15 protein-coding genes are annotated in these 14,607 nt (G+C 63.1%); 10 read left to right on the top strand and 5 right to left on the bottom strand.

Going from position 1 to position 14,607, the window contains the following annotated elements; translation table 11 throughout:
* The first annotated feature begins 76 nt into the window (after positions 1-76).
* The 8 genes from C7446_RS06595 to sthA all read left to right on the top strand — a co-directional run bounded on the left by C7446_RS06595 (position 77) and on the right by sthA (position 7,847).
* Positions 77-1,432 (top strand): Na(+)-translocating NADH-quinone reductase subunit A, encoded by a 1,356-nt coding sequence (locus C7446_RS06595; RefSeq protein WP_121172292.1) that lies wholly within the window; start codon positions 77-79, stop codon positions 1,430-1,432.
* 3 nt (positions 1,433-1,435) lie between these two features.
* Positions 1,436-2,665, top strand: a complete 1,230-nt coding sequence (locus tag C7446_RS06590; RefSeq protein WP_121172291.1) for an NADH:ubiquinone reductase (Na(+)-transporting) subunit B — start codon at positions 1,436-1,438, stop codon at positions 2,663-2,665.
* Complete coding sequence (locus C7446_RS06585) at positions 2,666-3,451, top strand: Na(+)-translocating NADH-quinone reductase subunit C (RefSeq protein ID WP_121172290.1); 786 nt, start codon at positions 2,666-2,668, stop codon at positions 3,449-3,451.
* A 2-nt stretch (positions 3,452-3,453) separates the two neighbouring features.
* Positions 3,454-4,125 carry an NADH:ubiquinone reductase (Na(+)-transporting) subunit D gene (locus C7446_RS06580; protein WP_121172289.1) on the top strand — a complete coding sequence of 224 codons (672 nt, stop codon included), beginning with the start codon at positions 3,454-3,456 and terminating at the stop codon, positions 4,123-4,125.
* Positions 4,126-4,746, top strand: a complete 621-nt coding sequence (nqrE, locus tag C7446_RS06575; RefSeq protein ID WP_121172288.1) for an NADH:ubiquinone reductase (Na(+)-transporting) subunit E — start codon at positions 4,126-4,128, stop codon at positions 4,744-4,746. It abuts the gene before it with no gap.
* Positions 4,747-4,793: 47 nt separating this feature from the next.
* Positions 4,794-6,026 (top strand): NADH:ubiquinone reductase (Na(+)-transporting) subunit F, encoded by a 1,233-nt coding sequence (gene nqrF / locus C7446_RS06570; protein ID WP_121172287.1) that lies wholly within the window; start codon positions 4,794-4,796, stop codon positions 6,024-6,026.
* Between the two features lie 163 nt (positions 6,027-6,189).
* On the top strand, positions 6,190-6,426 hold the full coding sequence (gene nqrM / locus C7446_RS06565; protein WP_121172286.1) for a (Na+)-NQR maturation NqrM: 237 nt from the start codon (positions 6,190-6,192) through the stop codon (positions 6,424-6,426).
* Between the two features lie 29 nt (positions 6,427-6,455).
* Entirely contained in the window at positions 6,456-7,847 is a 1,392-nt protein-coding gene (sthA, locus tag C7446_RS06560; protein WP_121172285.1) for a Si-specific NAD(P)(+) transhydrogenase, read from the top strand.
* Positions 7,848-7,877: 30 nt separating this feature from the next.
* Here the strand turns inward: sthA and C7446_RS06555 are convergent, their stop codons facing one another.
* From C7446_RS06555 to C7446_RS06540, 4 genes are all read right to left on the bottom strand, one after another.
* Positions 7,878-8,651, bottom strand: coding sequence for a YrhK family protein (locus C7446_RS06555; RefSeq protein ID WP_170150015.1), 774 nt, complete (start codon positions 8,649-8,651; stop codon positions 7,878-7,880).
* Positions 8,652-8,685: 34 nt separating this feature from the next.
* Positions 8,686-9,555, bottom strand: coding sequence for a DNA replication terminus site-binding protein (locus C7446_RS06550; RefSeq protein ID WP_121172283.1), 870 nt, complete (start codon positions 9,553-9,555; stop codon positions 8,686-8,688).
* A gap of 80 nt (positions 9,556-9,635) precedes the next feature.
* Positions 9,636-10,544, bottom strand: coding sequence for a carbon-nitrogen hydrolase (locus tag C7446_RS06545; RefSeq protein ID WP_121172282.1), 909 nt, complete (start codon positions 10,542-10,544; stop codon positions 9,636-9,638).
* Complete coding sequence (locus C7446_RS06540) at positions 10,541-11,554, bottom strand: agmatine deiminase family protein (RefSeq protein WP_245977730.1); 1,014 nt, start codon at positions 11,552-11,554, stop codon at positions 10,541-10,543. Before C7446_RS06540 ends, C7446_RS06545 begins: the two co-directional genes overlap by 4 nt.
* Positions 11,555-11,783: 229 nt before the next feature.
* Here C7446_RS06540 and C7446_RS06535 point away from each other — a divergent pair, with 229 nt between their 5' ends.
* Both C7446_RS06535 and C7446_RS06530 read left to right on the top strand, forming a co-directional pair.
* Complete coding sequence (locus tag C7446_RS06535) at positions 11,784-13,025, top strand: lipoprotein-releasing ABC transporter permease subunit (protein WP_121172280.1); 1,242 nt, start codon at positions 11,784-11,786, stop codon at positions 13,023-13,025.
* Positions 13,018-13,701, top strand: coding sequence for an ABC transporter ATP-binding protein (locus tag C7446_RS06530; RefSeq protein WP_245977729.1), 684 nt, complete (start codon positions 13,018-13,020; stop codon positions 13,699-13,701). The genes C7446_RS06535 and C7446_RS06530 overlap by 8 nt, the downstream gene beginning before the upstream one ends.
* A gap of 48 nt (positions 13,702-13,749) precedes the next feature.
* Here C7446_RS06530 and C7446_RS06525 read toward each other — a convergent pair whose 3' ends face one another.
* A complete protein-coding gene (locus C7446_RS06525) occupies positions 13,750-14,547 on the bottom strand; it encodes an SDR family NAD(P)-dependent oxidoreductase (RefSeq protein WP_121172279.1) in 798 nt (265 codons plus the stop codon).
* Positions 14,548-14,607: the final 60 nt, after the last annotated feature.

Here is a 14,607-nt window from a genome sequence, read left to right as displayed (position 1 = left end):
TCGACCTTCCTGATTCGTGCTCGGGCGCTCCCCCTGACCAGCAAACAGGTTCTGAAACCGGCAACTGGGCAAGTCCATGATAGAAGTCAAACGAGGCCTGGACCTTCCCATCGCGGGAGCACCGGCCCGGCAGATTGACCCGGGACAGCGCGTCGAGCATGTAGCCGTACTGGGTATCGACCATATCGGCATGAAGCCGACCATGGCGGTCAGCGAAGGCGATCGGGTAGCACTCGGTCAGACACTGTTCACCGACAAGAAGACCGAAGGCGTGCGCTACTGTGCCCCGGCCGCCGGGGAAGTGGTGGCCATCAACCGGGGGGAGCGGCGTCGCCTGCTGTCGGTCGTCATTCGCATCGATGAAACGGCGTCCTCGCAGGCGGCGGAGTTCGAGCCGATCGAGCGTCATGAGCTCGATGAGATGGCGCGCGAGCGGATTGTCGAACGACTCAACCGGGCCGGGCTGTGGGTGGCCCTGCGCTCCCGGCCGTTTTCGCGTGTGCCGGCGCTGGATGCCGAGCCGGCGGATATCTTCGTGACTGCCATGGATACGCATCCGCTGGCAGGTGATCCCGCGCTGGTGATCGGGGAGCGACGCGAGGCGTTCGTCAATGGTCTGGCGGTACTGCGGCGGCTGACCCGGGGAAGTGTTTTCGTCTGCCAGGCGCCGGGTGCCGATATTCCGGGTGGCGAACTCGAGCGCATCCGGCACGAAACCTTCAGTGGCCCGCATCCCGCCGGTTTGCCCGGCACTCATGTGCATCATCTTTCGCCGGTCGGGCTGGCGCGACAGATCTGGCATCTGGGCTATCAGGATGTCATCGCCATGGGCGTGCTGTTCGCCGAGGGGCGGCTCGACAGCGAACGGGTGATTGCCGTGGGCGGCCCGCGGGCGCGTCATCCCCGGCTGCTGCGGACCCGGCTCGGTGCCAGCCTTGATGAGCTGCTGCGTGATGAAATCGAGCAGCCTGCGGATACCCGGGTCATTTCCGGTTCCGTGTTCGGCGGCACCACCGCCCGGGGCGCCCAGGCATTCCTGGGACGCTTTCACAATCAGGTCAGCCTGATCGAGGAGGGGGATCGCCACACCTTCATGGGCTGGCTGTCACCCGGTCGCAAGCGCCACTCCGTGCTGGGCATCTATCTGTCGCGTTTCATCAAGCCGGCCGAGTACCAGCCGAACACCAATACCAACGGGTCGGAACGGGCCATGGTGCCGGTGGGCAGCTACGAAACGGTGATGCCGCTGGATATCCTGCCTACCCAGCTTCTGCGCTCGCTGATTGTCGGTGACATCGAGTCGGCCATGGCGCTGGGCTGCCTGGAGCTTGATGAAGAGGATCTGGCGCTGTGTACCTATGTCTGTCCGGGCAAGTACGAGTACGGACCGATCCTGCGCGACAACCTGACAACGATAGAAAAAGAGGTGTGACGCATGGGGATTCGTCGCTATCTGGATAACATTGCGCCGCACTTTCACAAGGGTGGCCGGCTCGAACGCTATTACGCCCTCTATGAGGCGGTCGATACCATCTTCTATTCGCCGCCGACGGTGACCGGCAGCACGGCTCATGTCCGTGATGGCATCGATCTCAAGCGGATCATGATCACGGTATGGCTGTGTACCTTCCCGGCCATGTTCTTCGGCATGTACAACACCGGGCTGCAGGCCAATCTGGCCATGGCCGATGGTGCCGGATCGCTTGCCGGCTGGCGCGAAGCGATCACCATGCTGCTGGCAGGCAGCCATGATCCCGGCAGCCTCTGGGCCAATTTCGTCCTGGGTGCGACCTGGTTCGTGCCCATCTATGCCGTGACCTTCATTGTCGGCGGGTTCTGGGAAGTGCTGTTCGCGATCAGGCGCGGCCATGAGGTCAACGAGGGCTTCTTCGTGACGTCGGTGCTGTTCGCCCTGACCCTGCCGGCCACCACCCCGCTGTGGCAGGTGGCGCTGGGGATCACCTTCGGGGTGGTCATCGGCAAGGAAGTCTTCGGGGGGACGGGCAAGAACTTCCTCAATCCGGCCCTGACCGGTCGGGCCTTCCTCTATTTCGCCTATCCCGCCCAGATGTCGGGGGATTCGGTCTGGGTACCGGCCGATGGCTACAGCGGTGCGACCGCGCTTTCGACCGCCGCCCAGGACGGCCTGCAGCAACTGATGGCGCAGACCGGCTGGAGTGATGCCTTCTTCGGTTTCATGCAGGGCTCGCTCGGGGAGACCTCGACGCTGATGATCCTGCTGGGCGCCGCGGTACTGCTGTGGACCCGGATCGCGTCGTGGCGAATCATGCTCGGTACGCTGCTCGGCATGATCGCGACCGCCTCGCTGTTCAACTGGATCGGTTCGACCACCAATCCGATGTTCGCCGTGCCCTGGTACTGGCACCTGGTGATCGGCAGCTTCGCCTTCGGCATGGTGTTCATGGCCACCGATCCGGTGTCCGCCTCAATGACCAATCCCGGCAAGCTCTGCTTCGGTGCGCTGATTGGGGTGATGACGGTGCTGATCCGGGTGGCCAACCCGGCCTTTCCGGAAGGGGTCATGCTGGCGATCCTGTTCGCCAACCTGTTTGCGCCGCTGATCGATCACTTCGTGATCCAGGCCAACATCAAGCGCCGTCAGAAACGGCTGACACTGATCGACACCGGCCGGGAGGTGGCATAAATGGCTGCCAGCAGGAATTCCGTTGCCCGCACCCTGATCGTGGCCCTGGTGCTCTGTGTGGTCTGCTCGGTCGTGGTCTCGACCGCGGCCGTGGCCCTGCGGCCGAAACAGCAGCAGAACGAGGAACTCGATCGCAAGAGCAACATCCTTCGGGTGGCCGGGCTGTATGACGCAGGGCGCAGCATCCAGGCACAGTTTGCGCAGATCACCCCCCGGGTGGTCGATCTGAATACCGGCGAATACGCCGACAGCATCGATCCGCAGCAGTACGATCAGCTGGCCGCGGCAGCAGATCCATCGCAGTCGCGGACACTGAGCGGCCCGGAAGATCGCGCCGGGATCGGCCGGCGGGAAGACTACGCCACGGTCTATCTGGTCGGTGATCCCGACAATCCCGATGAGATCATTCTGCCGGTTCGGGGGCAGGGGCTGTGGTCACTGATGCTGGGCTATCTCGCCCTCAAGGGAGATGGCAATACCGTGACGGGGCTCTCCTTCTATCAGCAGGGTGAGACGCCCGGGCTGGGAGGCAAGGTCGACAGTGCCCAGTGGAAAGCACTGTGGCCGGGCAAGGAGATCTATCCCGCCGGCAGCACGGAGCCCGCCATCCGGCTGGTGAAGGGGGGCGTGGACGGCAATACCCCGGACGCCGAGCACAAGGTGGATGCCCTGTCCGGGGCCACCCTGACCAGTCGCGGCGTCACCGAGCTCATGCAGTTCTGGCTGGGCGACGAGGGCTTTGCCAAATATCTCGCGCGCTTTCGTGACGTGTCCCAAGGAGTCTGACCATGGCGAATACCGATACGCCCACGGGTGTCCTGACGACGCCGATCTTTCGCAACAATCCGATTACCCTGCAGATTCTCGGCATCTGTTCGGCGCTGGCAGTCACCAACGCCATGCAGACCGCTCTGGTCATGGGGATTGCCGTCTGTCTGGTGACGGCCTTTTCGAGCTTCTTTGTCTCGCTGATCCGCCATCAGATGCCGTCCTCGATCCGGATCATCGTACAGATGACCATCATTGCCTCGCTGGTCATCGTGGTCGATCAGGTATTGCGCGCCTACGCCTATGACATCTCCAAGCAGCTGTCGGTATTCGTGGGACTGATCATTACCAACTGTATCGTCATGGGGCGTGCCGAGGCCTACGCGATGCAGAACGGGCCGGTCATGAGCTTTCTGGATGGCATCGGCAACGGACTGGGTTACACCGTGATCCTGCTCATCGTCGGTTTCTTCCGGGAACTGCTGGGGTCGGGGTCGATCTTCGGGATAACCGTACTGCCCACGGTCAGCAACGGCGGCTGGTACATCCCCAATGGCCTGATGCTGCTGCCGCCTTCGGCCTTCTTCGTGATCGGCCTGCTGATCTGGGGGCTGCGCAGTCTCAGTCCCGAGCAGGTCGAGACCACGGAGTACCGGATTCGTCCCAACACCAGCCCCCTGGAGGCCACCTGAATGTTCGAGCACTATCTGAGCCTGTTCATCAAGGCCGTGTTCGTCGAAAACATGGCGCTGGCCTTCTTTCTCGGCATGTGTACCTTCCTGGCGGTGTCCAAGAAGGTTTCCTCGGCGATCGGCCTGGGCGTGGCCGTGATCGTGGTACTGACGATCACGGTGCCGGTCAACAATCTGATCCTCAATTACCTGCTGGGCCCGGGTGCGCTCGGCTGGACCGGGCTGGCGGGCGCGGACAGCATCGATCTGACCTTTCTCGGGCTGCTCAGCTATATCGGGGTCATCGCGGCGCTGGTACAGATTCTGGAGATGTTCCTCGACAAGTTCGTGCCCTCGCTTTACAACACACTCGGGGTCTATCTGCCGCTGATCACGGTGAACTGCGCCATTCTCGGGGCTTCGCTGTTCATGGTGCAGCGCGACTACGCCTTCGGCGAATCGGTGGTTTATGGTCTCGGTGCCGGCGTGGGCTGGGCACTGGCGATCACGGCACTGGCCGGTATCCGCGAGAAGCTCAAGTACAGTGATGTACCTGCCGGGCTGCAGGGCCTGGGCATTACCTTCCTGACGGTGGGCCTGATGTCGCTGGGCTTCATGTCCTTTTCCGGCGTGCAGCTGTAAGCCGCGGCCGTGTCCCCCAACGCAATGATGAATAACAGGAAACAGGCATGGTCGATACATCCGTAATCCTGCTCGGTGTCGTCATGTTCACGGTGATCGTCCTCGGGCTGGTGGTCGTGATTCTGGCAGCACGCAGCCGGCTGGTGAGCAGCGGCGACGTCACCATCGAGATCAACGATGACCCGAACAATACCCTGACGACTCAGGCGGGCGGCAAGCTGCTGCAGACGCTGGCCGGCAACGGCATCTTTCTCTCATCCGCCTGCGGTGGCGGCGGCTCCTGCGCCCAGTGCAAGTGCCGGGTGCTGGATGGGGGCGGCTCGATCCTGCCGACCGAGGAGAGTCATTTCACCATGGGTGAAAAGAAGGAGGGCTGGCGGCTCTCCTGTCAGGTACCGGTCAAGCAGAACATGAAGATCCAGGTGCCCGAAGAGGTGTTCGGGGTCAAGAAGTGGGAGTGCACCGTCGTTTCCAACGACAACGTGGCCACCTTCATCAAGGAACTGACCCTGAAGCTGCCGGAGGGCGAGGATGTGGCCTTTCGGGCCGGGGGCTACATGCAGCTCGAAGCGCCCCCCTATGACATCGCCTTCAGCAATTTCGAGATCCCCGAGGAGTATCGTGGCGACTGGGAAAGGTTCGGTTTGTTCAATGTGCGCGGCAGGACCACCGAGCCGGTGATCCGTGCCTATTCGATGGCCAACTATCCCGAAGAGCGCGGTATTCTCAAGTTCAATATCCGCATCGCCACGCCACCACCGAACAGCGATCACCCTCCGGGGCTGATGTCGACCTGGGTGTTCAATCTCAAGGAAGGCGACAAGGTCACCGTATACGGACCCTTCGGCGAATTCTTCGCACGCAATACCGATGCCGAGATGATCTTTATCGGTGGGGGCGCCGGAATGGCGCCGATGCGCAGTCACATCTTCGATCAGCTCAAGCGGCTGGGTTCGGAGCGCAAGATCTCGTTCTGGTATGGCGCGCGCTCGATGCGCGAGTCCTTCTACAATGACGAATATGACCGACTGGCGCAGGAAAACGCCAATTTCGAATGGCATCTGGCGCTTTCCGATCCGCAGCCCGAGGACAACTGGGAAGGTCCGACCGGCTTCATCCACAACGTGCTCTACGAGCGCTATCTGAAGGATCATCCGGCACCCGAGGACTGCGAATACTACATGTGTGGTCCACCGATGATGAACGCCTCCGTGATCAGGATGCTGACCGACATGGGGGTCGAACCGGAAAACATCCTGCTGGACGATTTCGGCGGCTGATCGCGCGTGCGGGCGCCGAAGGCCGAAAGCCTTCGGCGCCCGCTGCCGTGTTACGGCCATGACCCGTGCAGGGCGGCGGTCTACCCTTGATGTGTACCATTGATACAGTGCGATGCGGCCGGATTGGCCGCATCGAAGCGGATAACAGGGTGAGGATCCGATGATGACCACCTGGCTTCTGGTGCTGGTTGCCATGCTGATGCTGGTAACCGCCATGTCGGTTGGCGTGCTGCTCGGCCGCAAGCCGATCGCCGGCTCCTGCGGCGGACTCAATCAGCTGGGTCTGAAGGAGGGGTGTGACATCTGCGGCGGAAATGATGAAGTGTGCGAGAAACGTTCGCGCGAGGCCGGTCAACAGTTGCGCACGGATCTTGCCGTTGATGCTACCCGGCAACGCTGAGCAGCTGGCAGAGGAGCAGATGCCGGGATATGACCGTTTATCATTATGATGTTGTTGTCATCGGTTCGGGACCGGCCGGTGAAAGTGCCGCCATCAATGCCGCCAAGCATGACAGGCGCGTGGCCATCGTGGACGCGCAGACCACGGTCGGCGGCAACTGTACCCATCGCGGTACCATTCCTTCCAAGGCCCTGCGGCATGCCGTCAAACAGCTGATGCAGTTTCGTGACAATCCGCTGTTTCGCGAGATCGCCGAACCGCGCGGGGTCTCGTTTCCCCGCATGCTGGAGCGGTCACGCCGGGTGATCGAGCAGCAGGTGGAAATGCGCACGGCCTTCTACAGCCGCAATCGCATCGATGTTCACCACGGCATGGCCAGCTTCAGCGATCCGCACAGCCTGGTGGTGCGTGATGCGCACGAAGGCCATGTGGAAGTCCGTGCCGACAATTTCGTGATCGCTACCGGGTCGCGGCCCTACCGGCCGAAGGACATCAACTTTCGACACCCCCGCATCTTCTGTTCCGATACCATTCTGGGGCTGTCGCACACGCCGCGCCGGATGATCATCTATGGGGCCGGGGTGATCGGTTCGGAGTACGCCTCGATCTTCTCGGGGCTGGGCGTCAAGGTGGACCTGATCGATACCCGGGATCGGCTGCTGTCGTTCCTGGATGACGAGATCAGCGATGCGCTCTCCTACCATCTGCGCAACAACGGGGTGCAGATCCGCCACAACGAGGAGTACGAGCGGGTCGAAGGTGACGATACCGGGGTCACCCTTCATCTCCGATCGGGCAAGCGACTGCGCGCCGATACCTTCATGTGGGCCAACGGGCGGACCGGCAACACCGATCAGCTGGGCCTGGACAAGCTGGGACTGGAAGCCAATTCGCGCGGTCAGCTGCAGGTCGATGAGCATTACCGGACAACGCTGGCGCATGTCCATGCCGCCGGCGACGTGATCGGCTGGCCGAGCCTGGCCAGTGCCGCCTATGACCAGGGGCGCTCGGCCTCCGGCGATGCACTGAACGGCGCCTTCCGCTATGTCAATGACATCCCCACCGGTATCTACACCATCCCCGAGATCAGCTCGCTGGGCCGCAACGAGCGGGAGCTGACCGAGGCCCGGATTCCCTATGAAGTGGGCCAGGCCTTCTTCAAGGATACCGCCCGCGCGCAGATTACCGGCGATACCGTGGGCATGCTGAAGATCCTGTTCCACCCGGATACGCTGGAAATATTCGGCATCCACTGCTTCGGCGATCAGGCCTCCGAGATCGTGCATATCGGTCAGGCGATCATGAATCAGCCGGGTGATGCCAATACGCTGAACTATTTCGTCAATACCACCTTCAACTACCCGACCATGGCGGAAGCCTACCGGATCGCGGCCTACAACGGGCTCAACCGGCTCTGCTGAAGCCGGTTGATGCCTGCCCGCGGGGGCGTATCAGCCGCTGCGCTCCCGTCGGTTTTCACGACGTATCGCCATGATGAAGTTCTTGCCGAAGCGGTCGGCACCGTGCTCGTGTTCCAGCATGCGCTGGGCAAACATTCGCCAGTAGATGAACAGGCCGCCCAGCAGAAACAGGAGACTGGCGAAGGTGAACTGGCCGGCGGCCAGCCGATGGATGGCGGTTTCATCGCCCGAGCTGTCGAAATGGATCAGATAGGGGACGGAAGCCACCACGAACAGCACCGAACCCACGATGAAGGTCGCAAGGGTGAAGTTGAAAAGCTGCATGTAGAGCTTCGAGGGGGCATCGACCAGCTGCAGCAGATTGGCGCAGGCCCCCACCACGAAGAAGACCGACCCCACGATGAAGCTCCAGGCGCCGGCATGCTCCAGCGCCAGCCCGGGCAGGAACAGCAGGCTGCCAATGGCAAACAGGAGGCTGCCGCTGACATAGTTGAGGGCCGCTGTCAGCTCTATGTGATCGGCACTCGTGGCTGTCCGGTGCCTGTGCCAGTAGCGCAGCGCCTCGAACAGGTCATGGGCGGTAACCAGCAGATAGCAGAGCGAGCCCAGAAAGAACAGCCAGGCACCGATACGCTGATAGTCGGCCAGCATGGGAAAGAACAGGATACTGCCCAGCACGAACAGCAGGCCGCCCAGCTTGTAGGTAAAGGCGTTGACGTTCTCCCAGCGCAGATGGGAGCTGTGCCCGGTGTCCCGGTGCGATGGACTGAAAAGACGCTGTCGGCTGGTCACCAGGTGCGGCATCGGGCACTCCTCGTGGATGCATGCATCGCGCGGTTCAGTTGCGCTGACGGTAACGATAGACCCTGAGACTGGGGATGAAAGGCTCGCTTTCCAGCTTGGCATCACCCCGCAGGGCCCGGGTGCGCTTCTCGGGGGGGTGTTCGGGCGGCTGATTGACCTGCGGCAGCCGGTTGTCCTCGGCGGGCAGGAAGACCGGCAGCGGCACGTTGAGCGCGCGTCGCGTACGCCCATCCTCGAGCGGCTCCCGGTAGAAGAGATTGGCGCGCATCAGCGGCGCCTGCTGCTGTACCTGCGCCAGTATCTCGCCGCTGGGCAGTCCCGCCAGCTTCTGCCACTGAATGCGCACATGGGCCGCTTCATTGTTGAGCCGCGACAGCTTCTCTTCCACCTCGCTGACGGTCAGGCGCTTGATCGAACGACCGCTCGAGTACCAGGCCATGCGGACCCGGGCTACCGGCGCTTCCGCCACGGGAATGTGGCGCCAGCACTGCTTGAGATGCAGCCGGGCCAGGCCTTCGCCCCGCAGGTGATCGTGCAGCACCGGATGACGAAAGGGCAGGGTCGCCTTGATCTCGGGCACCATGGCGGGATGATCGCGACGGATCTGTTCCAGCAGGGCGGCGAAGTGATCCTTGCACCGATTGATCCTGGCCACCTCTTCCAGCATGACCGCATCGGCGACCACCAGCCCGATGTAGTTGCGGGTGGTGCGGCCATCCTGACCATCCTGATACCAGAAATCCGTCAGGGCCCGACGCAGCCACTGGCTGTCCGCCGGCTGCGTGCCAAGGGCCCAGGCCGCCGGCCACTGGCGATCACAGTGCGCCAGCAGGGCCTCGGTACTGTCGACGAGTGCATCGAAGGCGTGCTCCAGTTCGGCAAGCAGTTGGTACTGCAGGGTCATGGCGGACCTCCTTATACCGTTATCTTGCGAAGCATAACGGCTTCCGTCGAGCGGGTACAGAGAGCGGTGTCGCCCGGGGCTCAGCGATGATCGAGATAGCGCTCGGTGAGATCCTGATAGGCGTCGATCCGGCGGTCCCGCAGGTAGGGCCAGATCCGGCGTACCGTTTCACTGCGACCGAGCGGGAGGGTGGCCATCGGGTGCTCCGTTTCCCTGTCGGCCTGTACCAGCAGTTCCCCCTGGGGACCGGCGATGAAGCTGTTGCCCCAGAAATCGATGCCGTCACCGTGACCGGAAGGGTCGGCCTCGTGGCCGATACGGTTGGCCACCACCACCGGCAACCCGTTGGCCACGGCGTGGGAACGCTGGATCAGCTGCCAGGCCTCCAGCTGACGCTGCTGTTCGGCAGCATCATCATTGGGATCCCAGCCGATTGCGGTCGGGTAGAGCAGCAGATCGGCGCCGGCCAGCGCCATCAGCCGGGCCGCTTCGGGATACCACTGATCCCAGCACACCAGCACCCCCAGTCGACCGAGCGAGGTATCGATCGGTGTGAAGCCCCGGCCCCGGCCATGCCCGCTGTCACCAGGAGTGAAATAGAACTTCTCGTAGAAGCCGGGATCATCGGGAATGTGCATCTTGCGGTAGGTGCCCACCAGCCCGCGATCCCGATCGAGCACCACGGCCGTGTTGTGATAGAGACCGGCAGCGCGACGCTCGAAGATCGAGCCGACAATGACCAGATCGAGCTCACGCGCCAGTCCGGCCAGCCGGGTGACGGTCGGGCCCTCAAGGGACTCGGCCATGTCGAAGACGCTGGTGTCCTCGGTCTGACAGAAGTAGGTGGTGGCGTGCAGCTCCTGCAGCAGCACCAGCCGGGCGCCCCGCGCAGCCAGTGCGCGCAGGCCGCGTTCGCTCTCGTCGAGGCTGCGATGCTTGTCGTTCCAGGCGCGCTGCTGGACGATGCCGACGTTGAGATCCGGGCTCATGATACCTCCGCTGCAGAGTGATTCAGCGTGCCCTGCGGCAGCTGCATGGTCAGACAGTGCAGGCTGCCATGCTGGCGGATGACGCTGCGACAGTCGATGGGAATGATATCCCGCTCCGGGAAGGCCGTGGCCATGGCCTGCAGGGCCCGGGTATCCGCGGCATCGGCGTAGACGGGGACCAGTACCGCACCGTTGATGATCAGGAAGTTGGCATAGGTGGCCGGCAGGCGATGGCCGTCTTCCGGATCGAAGCAGGGCTTCGGCCATGGCAGGGCGATCAGTCGATAGGGTGAGCCGTCACGCTGGCGGAGCTGCTGCAGCTCCCGCTCCATGGCCGCCAGTGCTTCGAAGTGGGGGTCCTCCGGATCGTCGCAGCGCACGTAGGCCAGGGTGCCGGCATCGCAGAAGCGGGCCAGGGTATCAATGTGGCTGTCGGTATCATCGCCTGCCAGGTAACCGCTGCGCAGCCAGAGCACCCGGTCGATGCCGAGATCCCGGGCCAGCCGCTGTTCAAGCCCGGCCCGATCCAGCTGCGGGTTGCGGTTGGGGTTGAGCAGGCAGGCCTCGGTGGTCAGCAGGGTACCCTGACCATCGGTTTCCAGCGCGCCCCCTTCCAGTACCAGATCGTCATGCGAGTGCAGCGGGGCCTGCCAGGCGCCGGCCGTGCCGAGCCGGCGGTTCAGCGCATCGTCGTCCTCGGCCGGAAACCTGCCGCCCCAGCCGGTGAAGCGATAATCCAGCAGTTCAGGCGCGTCATGGCGCATGATGCCGATCGGACCATGATCGCGTGCCCAGGTGTCATTGCTGGGGGCAACAAGAAACCGGAGCTGCGCGGGCTCGGCCCCCAGGCGGACCAGGCGCTGCTGTAGCTGTTCCCGGGCGGTCTGATCGGGCACCACGATCAACACCGGCTGATAGCGGCTGATGACCGTGGCGATCGTCTCCAGTGTGGCTTCGATGATCGACAGGAGGTCGGCCCAGTCACCATTGGCGTGGGGCCAGGTCAGCATGATGGCATCCTGGGGAGACCATTCGGGCAGCATGCGCAGCATCTTGATTGTCCCGGAGCAGCAGCGGAAAGGGGGGCGTGGGTGAAGAAGCGGATGACGAGCCGTGCCACGGCCCATGACTTCCGGGCTGCATTCTAGCAGCCCGACGGCAAAGGTCACGTGACAGGTATGGTGCACAGCCGTGGCAAAATCCGTAACATGGCCGCTTCTGTCTGCGGCTGGAATATCGATGCTGGATCGCCTCCCATTTCTGATCGGTCTTCGCTATACCCGAGCGAAGCGACGCAATCATTTCATTTCCTTCATTTCGCTGACCTCGATGTTGGGGCTGACGCTCGGCGTGGCCGTGCTGATTCTGGTGCTCTCGGTCATGAACGGCTTCGATCATGAGCTGCGTTCACGCGTGCTGGGGATGGTGCCGCACAGTCGCATCGAGGCCAGCGAGGGCGTCCGGGACTGGCATGCCCTGGCTGATCGACTGAAGCAGCATCAGCATGTGACGGGGGCGGCGCCCTACATTCAGCAGCAGGGCATGTTCTCGGCCAGCGGCAACACATCCGGCGCCATGGTCGAGGGCATTGAGCCCGAGGCGGAAAAACGGGTGTCGATCGTGGAAGACCACATGACCGCCGGGAGTCTCGATTCACTCGAATCCGGCAGCTGGAATGTGGTCATGGGCAGCCTGCTGGCCCGCAATCTGGGCGTCGGGGTCGGGGATCAGATAACGCTGCTGGTACCGGAGGCCTCGGTTACCCCGGGTGGTGTATTTCCCCGGCTCAAGCGTTTCACCGTCTCGGGGATCTTCAGTGTCGGCGCCCAGGTCGATGGCAATCTGGCCTATACCAGTCTCGGCGACATGAAGGCCCTGGCGCGTCAGTCCGGCGAGGCGCAGGGCATCCGGCTCGAGTTCGATGACCTGTTCAAGGCGCATGCCATCACGAGGGATATCATCAACAGCCTGCCACCGGGTTATCGCGGCGTCGACTGGACCTATACCCAGGGCAATCTCTTTCAGGCCATCCAGATGGAGAAGCATCTGATCGGACTGCTGCTGATGGTGATCGTGGCCGTGGCGGCGTTCAACATCGTCTCGACCCTGGTCATGGTCGTGACCGACAAGCATGCCGACATCGCCATCCTGCGGACCCTGGGCGCCACGCCGCGGACCATCATGGGCATCTTCATCGTCCAGGGGCTGACCATCGGCATCATCGGCATCCTGCTGGGCCTGGGCATCGGCATCGCCCTGGCGCTGTCGATTTCGGACATCTTCGAGTGGATCGAGGCCGTCTTCAATGTGCAGTTCCTCAATCCCAACGTCTATTTCATCAGCTATCTGCCCTCGCGGCTGCAGTGGAGTGATATCGGCGTGATTGTCGGTGTGGCCTTCGCCCTGAGTTTCCTTTCCACGCTCTATCCGGCCTGGCGGGCCGCGCGCGTTCAGCCGGCGGAGGTGCTGCGCTATGAGTGATGTCATGCTGGAGTGTCGTCAGCTGGTGCGCGTCTATCGCGAGGGGCCCCAGGAAGTGACCGTGCTCGATCAGCTCGAGATGACGGTGCATGCCGGTGAGCGGGTGGCCGTTGTCGGCAGTTCGGGGTCCGGCAAGACGACCCTGCTCAATCTGCTGGGCGGGCTGGATCAGCCCTCCGGTGGCGAGATCCGGATTGCCGGGCAGACCCTGCAGGGGCTGTCGGAAAGCGCCATCGGCCGCTTTCGCAACCGCCATATCGGGTTCGTCTACCAGTTTCACCATCTGCTGGCGGAGTTTACCGCCATCGAGAACGTCTCGATGCCGCTGATCATACGCGGGCATCGCCGCCATGAGGCGGCGGAAAAGGCGACGGCGCTGCTGGAGCGCGTCGGCGTGGGGGCCAGGGGCCACCACAAGCCGGGTGAGCTTTCCGGTGGAGAGCGGCAGCGGGTGGCCATCGCCCGGGCGCTGGTGACCGATCCCAGTCTGGTGCTGATGGATGAACCGACCGGTAATCTCGATCAGACCACGGCCGGCAATATTCTGGAGCTGATGGATGACGTGGCGGCGCGCTCGCGCAGTGCCTTTGTGGTAGTGACCCATGATCGCCGGATTGCCGCACATCAGGATCGAATCCTGACGCTCGATCACGGGCGCCTGACTCAGGAGGCGTGACCGGCCACGCCATGCGCCGCTCCGCATCCGCCGGAGCGGCGCAGCCCTTCAGTTCTGGACGGACATCACGGCGCCGCCATCGACGCGCAGGTTGGCACCGTTGATGAACGAGCCCCGTTCGGACACCAGCAGGGCGATCAGACCGGCCACCTCATGGGCCTGACCGCGGCGTTCGAGGGCAATGCCGGGCCGTTCCTCGTCCAGAAACGACTCCACGGCCTGCTGGAACGAGACCCCCAGGTTGTCACTGCGCTGATGCATCATGCCATCGGTCATGGGGGATTCGATGAAGGCCGGGGCGACCGTATTGCAGAGGATGCCGTGTTTCGCCTCGCCGTAGGAAAGGTTCTTGACGAATGCGGAAAGGCCCGCCTTCGAGACGTTGTAGACGACCTCGTCCCAGTAGGGCTGCACGGCATTTTCCGAACTGACGCAGACGAACCGACCCCAGCCCCGTTCGCGCATGGCAGGGAAGGTGGCGCGGGCAATGCGGACCGATGACATCAGGTTGGCCTGCCAGGTCGCTTCGAAGTCGCTGTCACTCATCTCCAGCGGCTCGCCCTTGGCGCCGGTGATACCGGCCGTGTGTACCACGATATCGATGGTACCGAAGCGTTCCAGGGCGCAGCGGGCCAGTTCATCGGCGTCTGCCTGACGGGTGAGATCACCGACGTGAGTACAGCAGTCGGCGCCGAGCTCTTCGGCCCGCTGTTTCACGGCGGAATCATCAGTGTCGCTGAGTACGACCCGCACCCCTTCCTCGGCCAGTACACGCGCCGTTTCAAAGCCCAGCCCGCCGGCTGCGCCGGTTATGATCGCGACGCGGTTGCTGATTCCCAGATCCATGATGGGTCGTCCTCCTGACTGTTGAACCTTGCGACGCCGCCCGGGGCGGACGCCGAATCC

This window comes from Kushneria sinocarnis (genome assembly GCF_003633775.1).
GTDB classification, from domain to species: Bacteria; Pseudomonadota; Gammaproteobacteria; order Pseudomonadales; family Halomonadaceae; genus Kushneria; species Kushneria sinocarnis.
The sequence above is the reverse complement of the archived record's forward strand: the minus strand, read 5'-3'. Positions and strand labels throughout refer to the sequence as shown.

Coding starts and splice junctions, on each gene's coding strand:
- nqrE (WP_121172288.1), top strand. CDS start 4,126: ATGTTCGAGCACTATCTGAGCCTGTTCATCAAGGCCGTGTTCGTCGAA.
- C7446_RS06550 (WP_121172283.1), bottom strand. CDS start 9,555: ATGACCCTGCAGTACCAACTGCTTGCCGAACTGGAGCACGCCTTCGAT.
- C7446_RS06535 (WP_121172280.1), top strand. CDS start 11,784: ATGCTGGATCGCCTCCCATTTCTGATCGGTCTTCGCTATACCCGAGCG.
- C7446_RS06555 (WP_170150015.1), bottom strand. CDS start 8,651: ATGCCGCACCTGGTGACCAGCCGACAGCGTCTTTTCAGTCCATCGCAC.
- nqrM (WP_121172286.1), top strand. CDS start 6,190: ATGACCACCTGGCTTCTGGTGCTGGTTGCCATGCTGATGCTGGTAACC.
- C7446_RS06580 (WP_121172289.1), top strand. CDS start 3,454: ATGGCGAATACCGATACGCCCACGGGTGTCCTGACGACGCCGATCTTT.
- C7446_RS06545 (WP_121172282.1), bottom strand. CDS start 10,544: ATGAGCCCGGATCTCAACGTCGGCATCGTCCAGCAGCGCGCCTGGAAC.
- C7446_RS06585 (WP_121172290.1), top strand. CDS start 2,666: ATGGCTGCCAGCAGGAATTCCGTTGCCCGCACCCTGATCGTGGCCCTG.
- C7446_RS06530 (WP_245977729.1), top strand. CDS start 13,018: ATGAGTGATGTCATGCTGGAGTGTCGTCAGCTGGTGCGCGTCTATCGC.
- C7446_RS06590 (WP_121172291.1), top strand. CDS start 1,436: ATGGGGATTCGTCGCTATCTGGATAACATTGCGCCGCACTTTCACAAG.
- C7446_RS06595 (WP_121172292.1), top strand. CDS start 77: ATGATAGAAGTCAAACGAGGCCTGGACCTTCCCATCGCGGGAGCACCG.
- nqrF (WP_121172287.1), top strand. CDS start 4,794: ATGGTCGATACATCCGTAATCCTGCTCGGTGTCGTCATGTTCACGGTG.
- C7446_RS06525 (WP_121172279.1), bottom strand. CDS start 14,547: ATGGATCTGGGAATCAGCAACCGCGTCGCGATCATAACCGGCGCAGCC.
- sthA (WP_121172285.1), top strand. CDS start 6,456: ATGACCGTTTATCATTATGATGTTGTTGTCATCGGTTCGGGACCGGCC.
- C7446_RS06540 (WP_245977730.1), bottom strand. CDS start 11,554: ATGCTGACCTGGCCCCACGCCAATGGTGACTGGGCCGACCTCCTGTCG.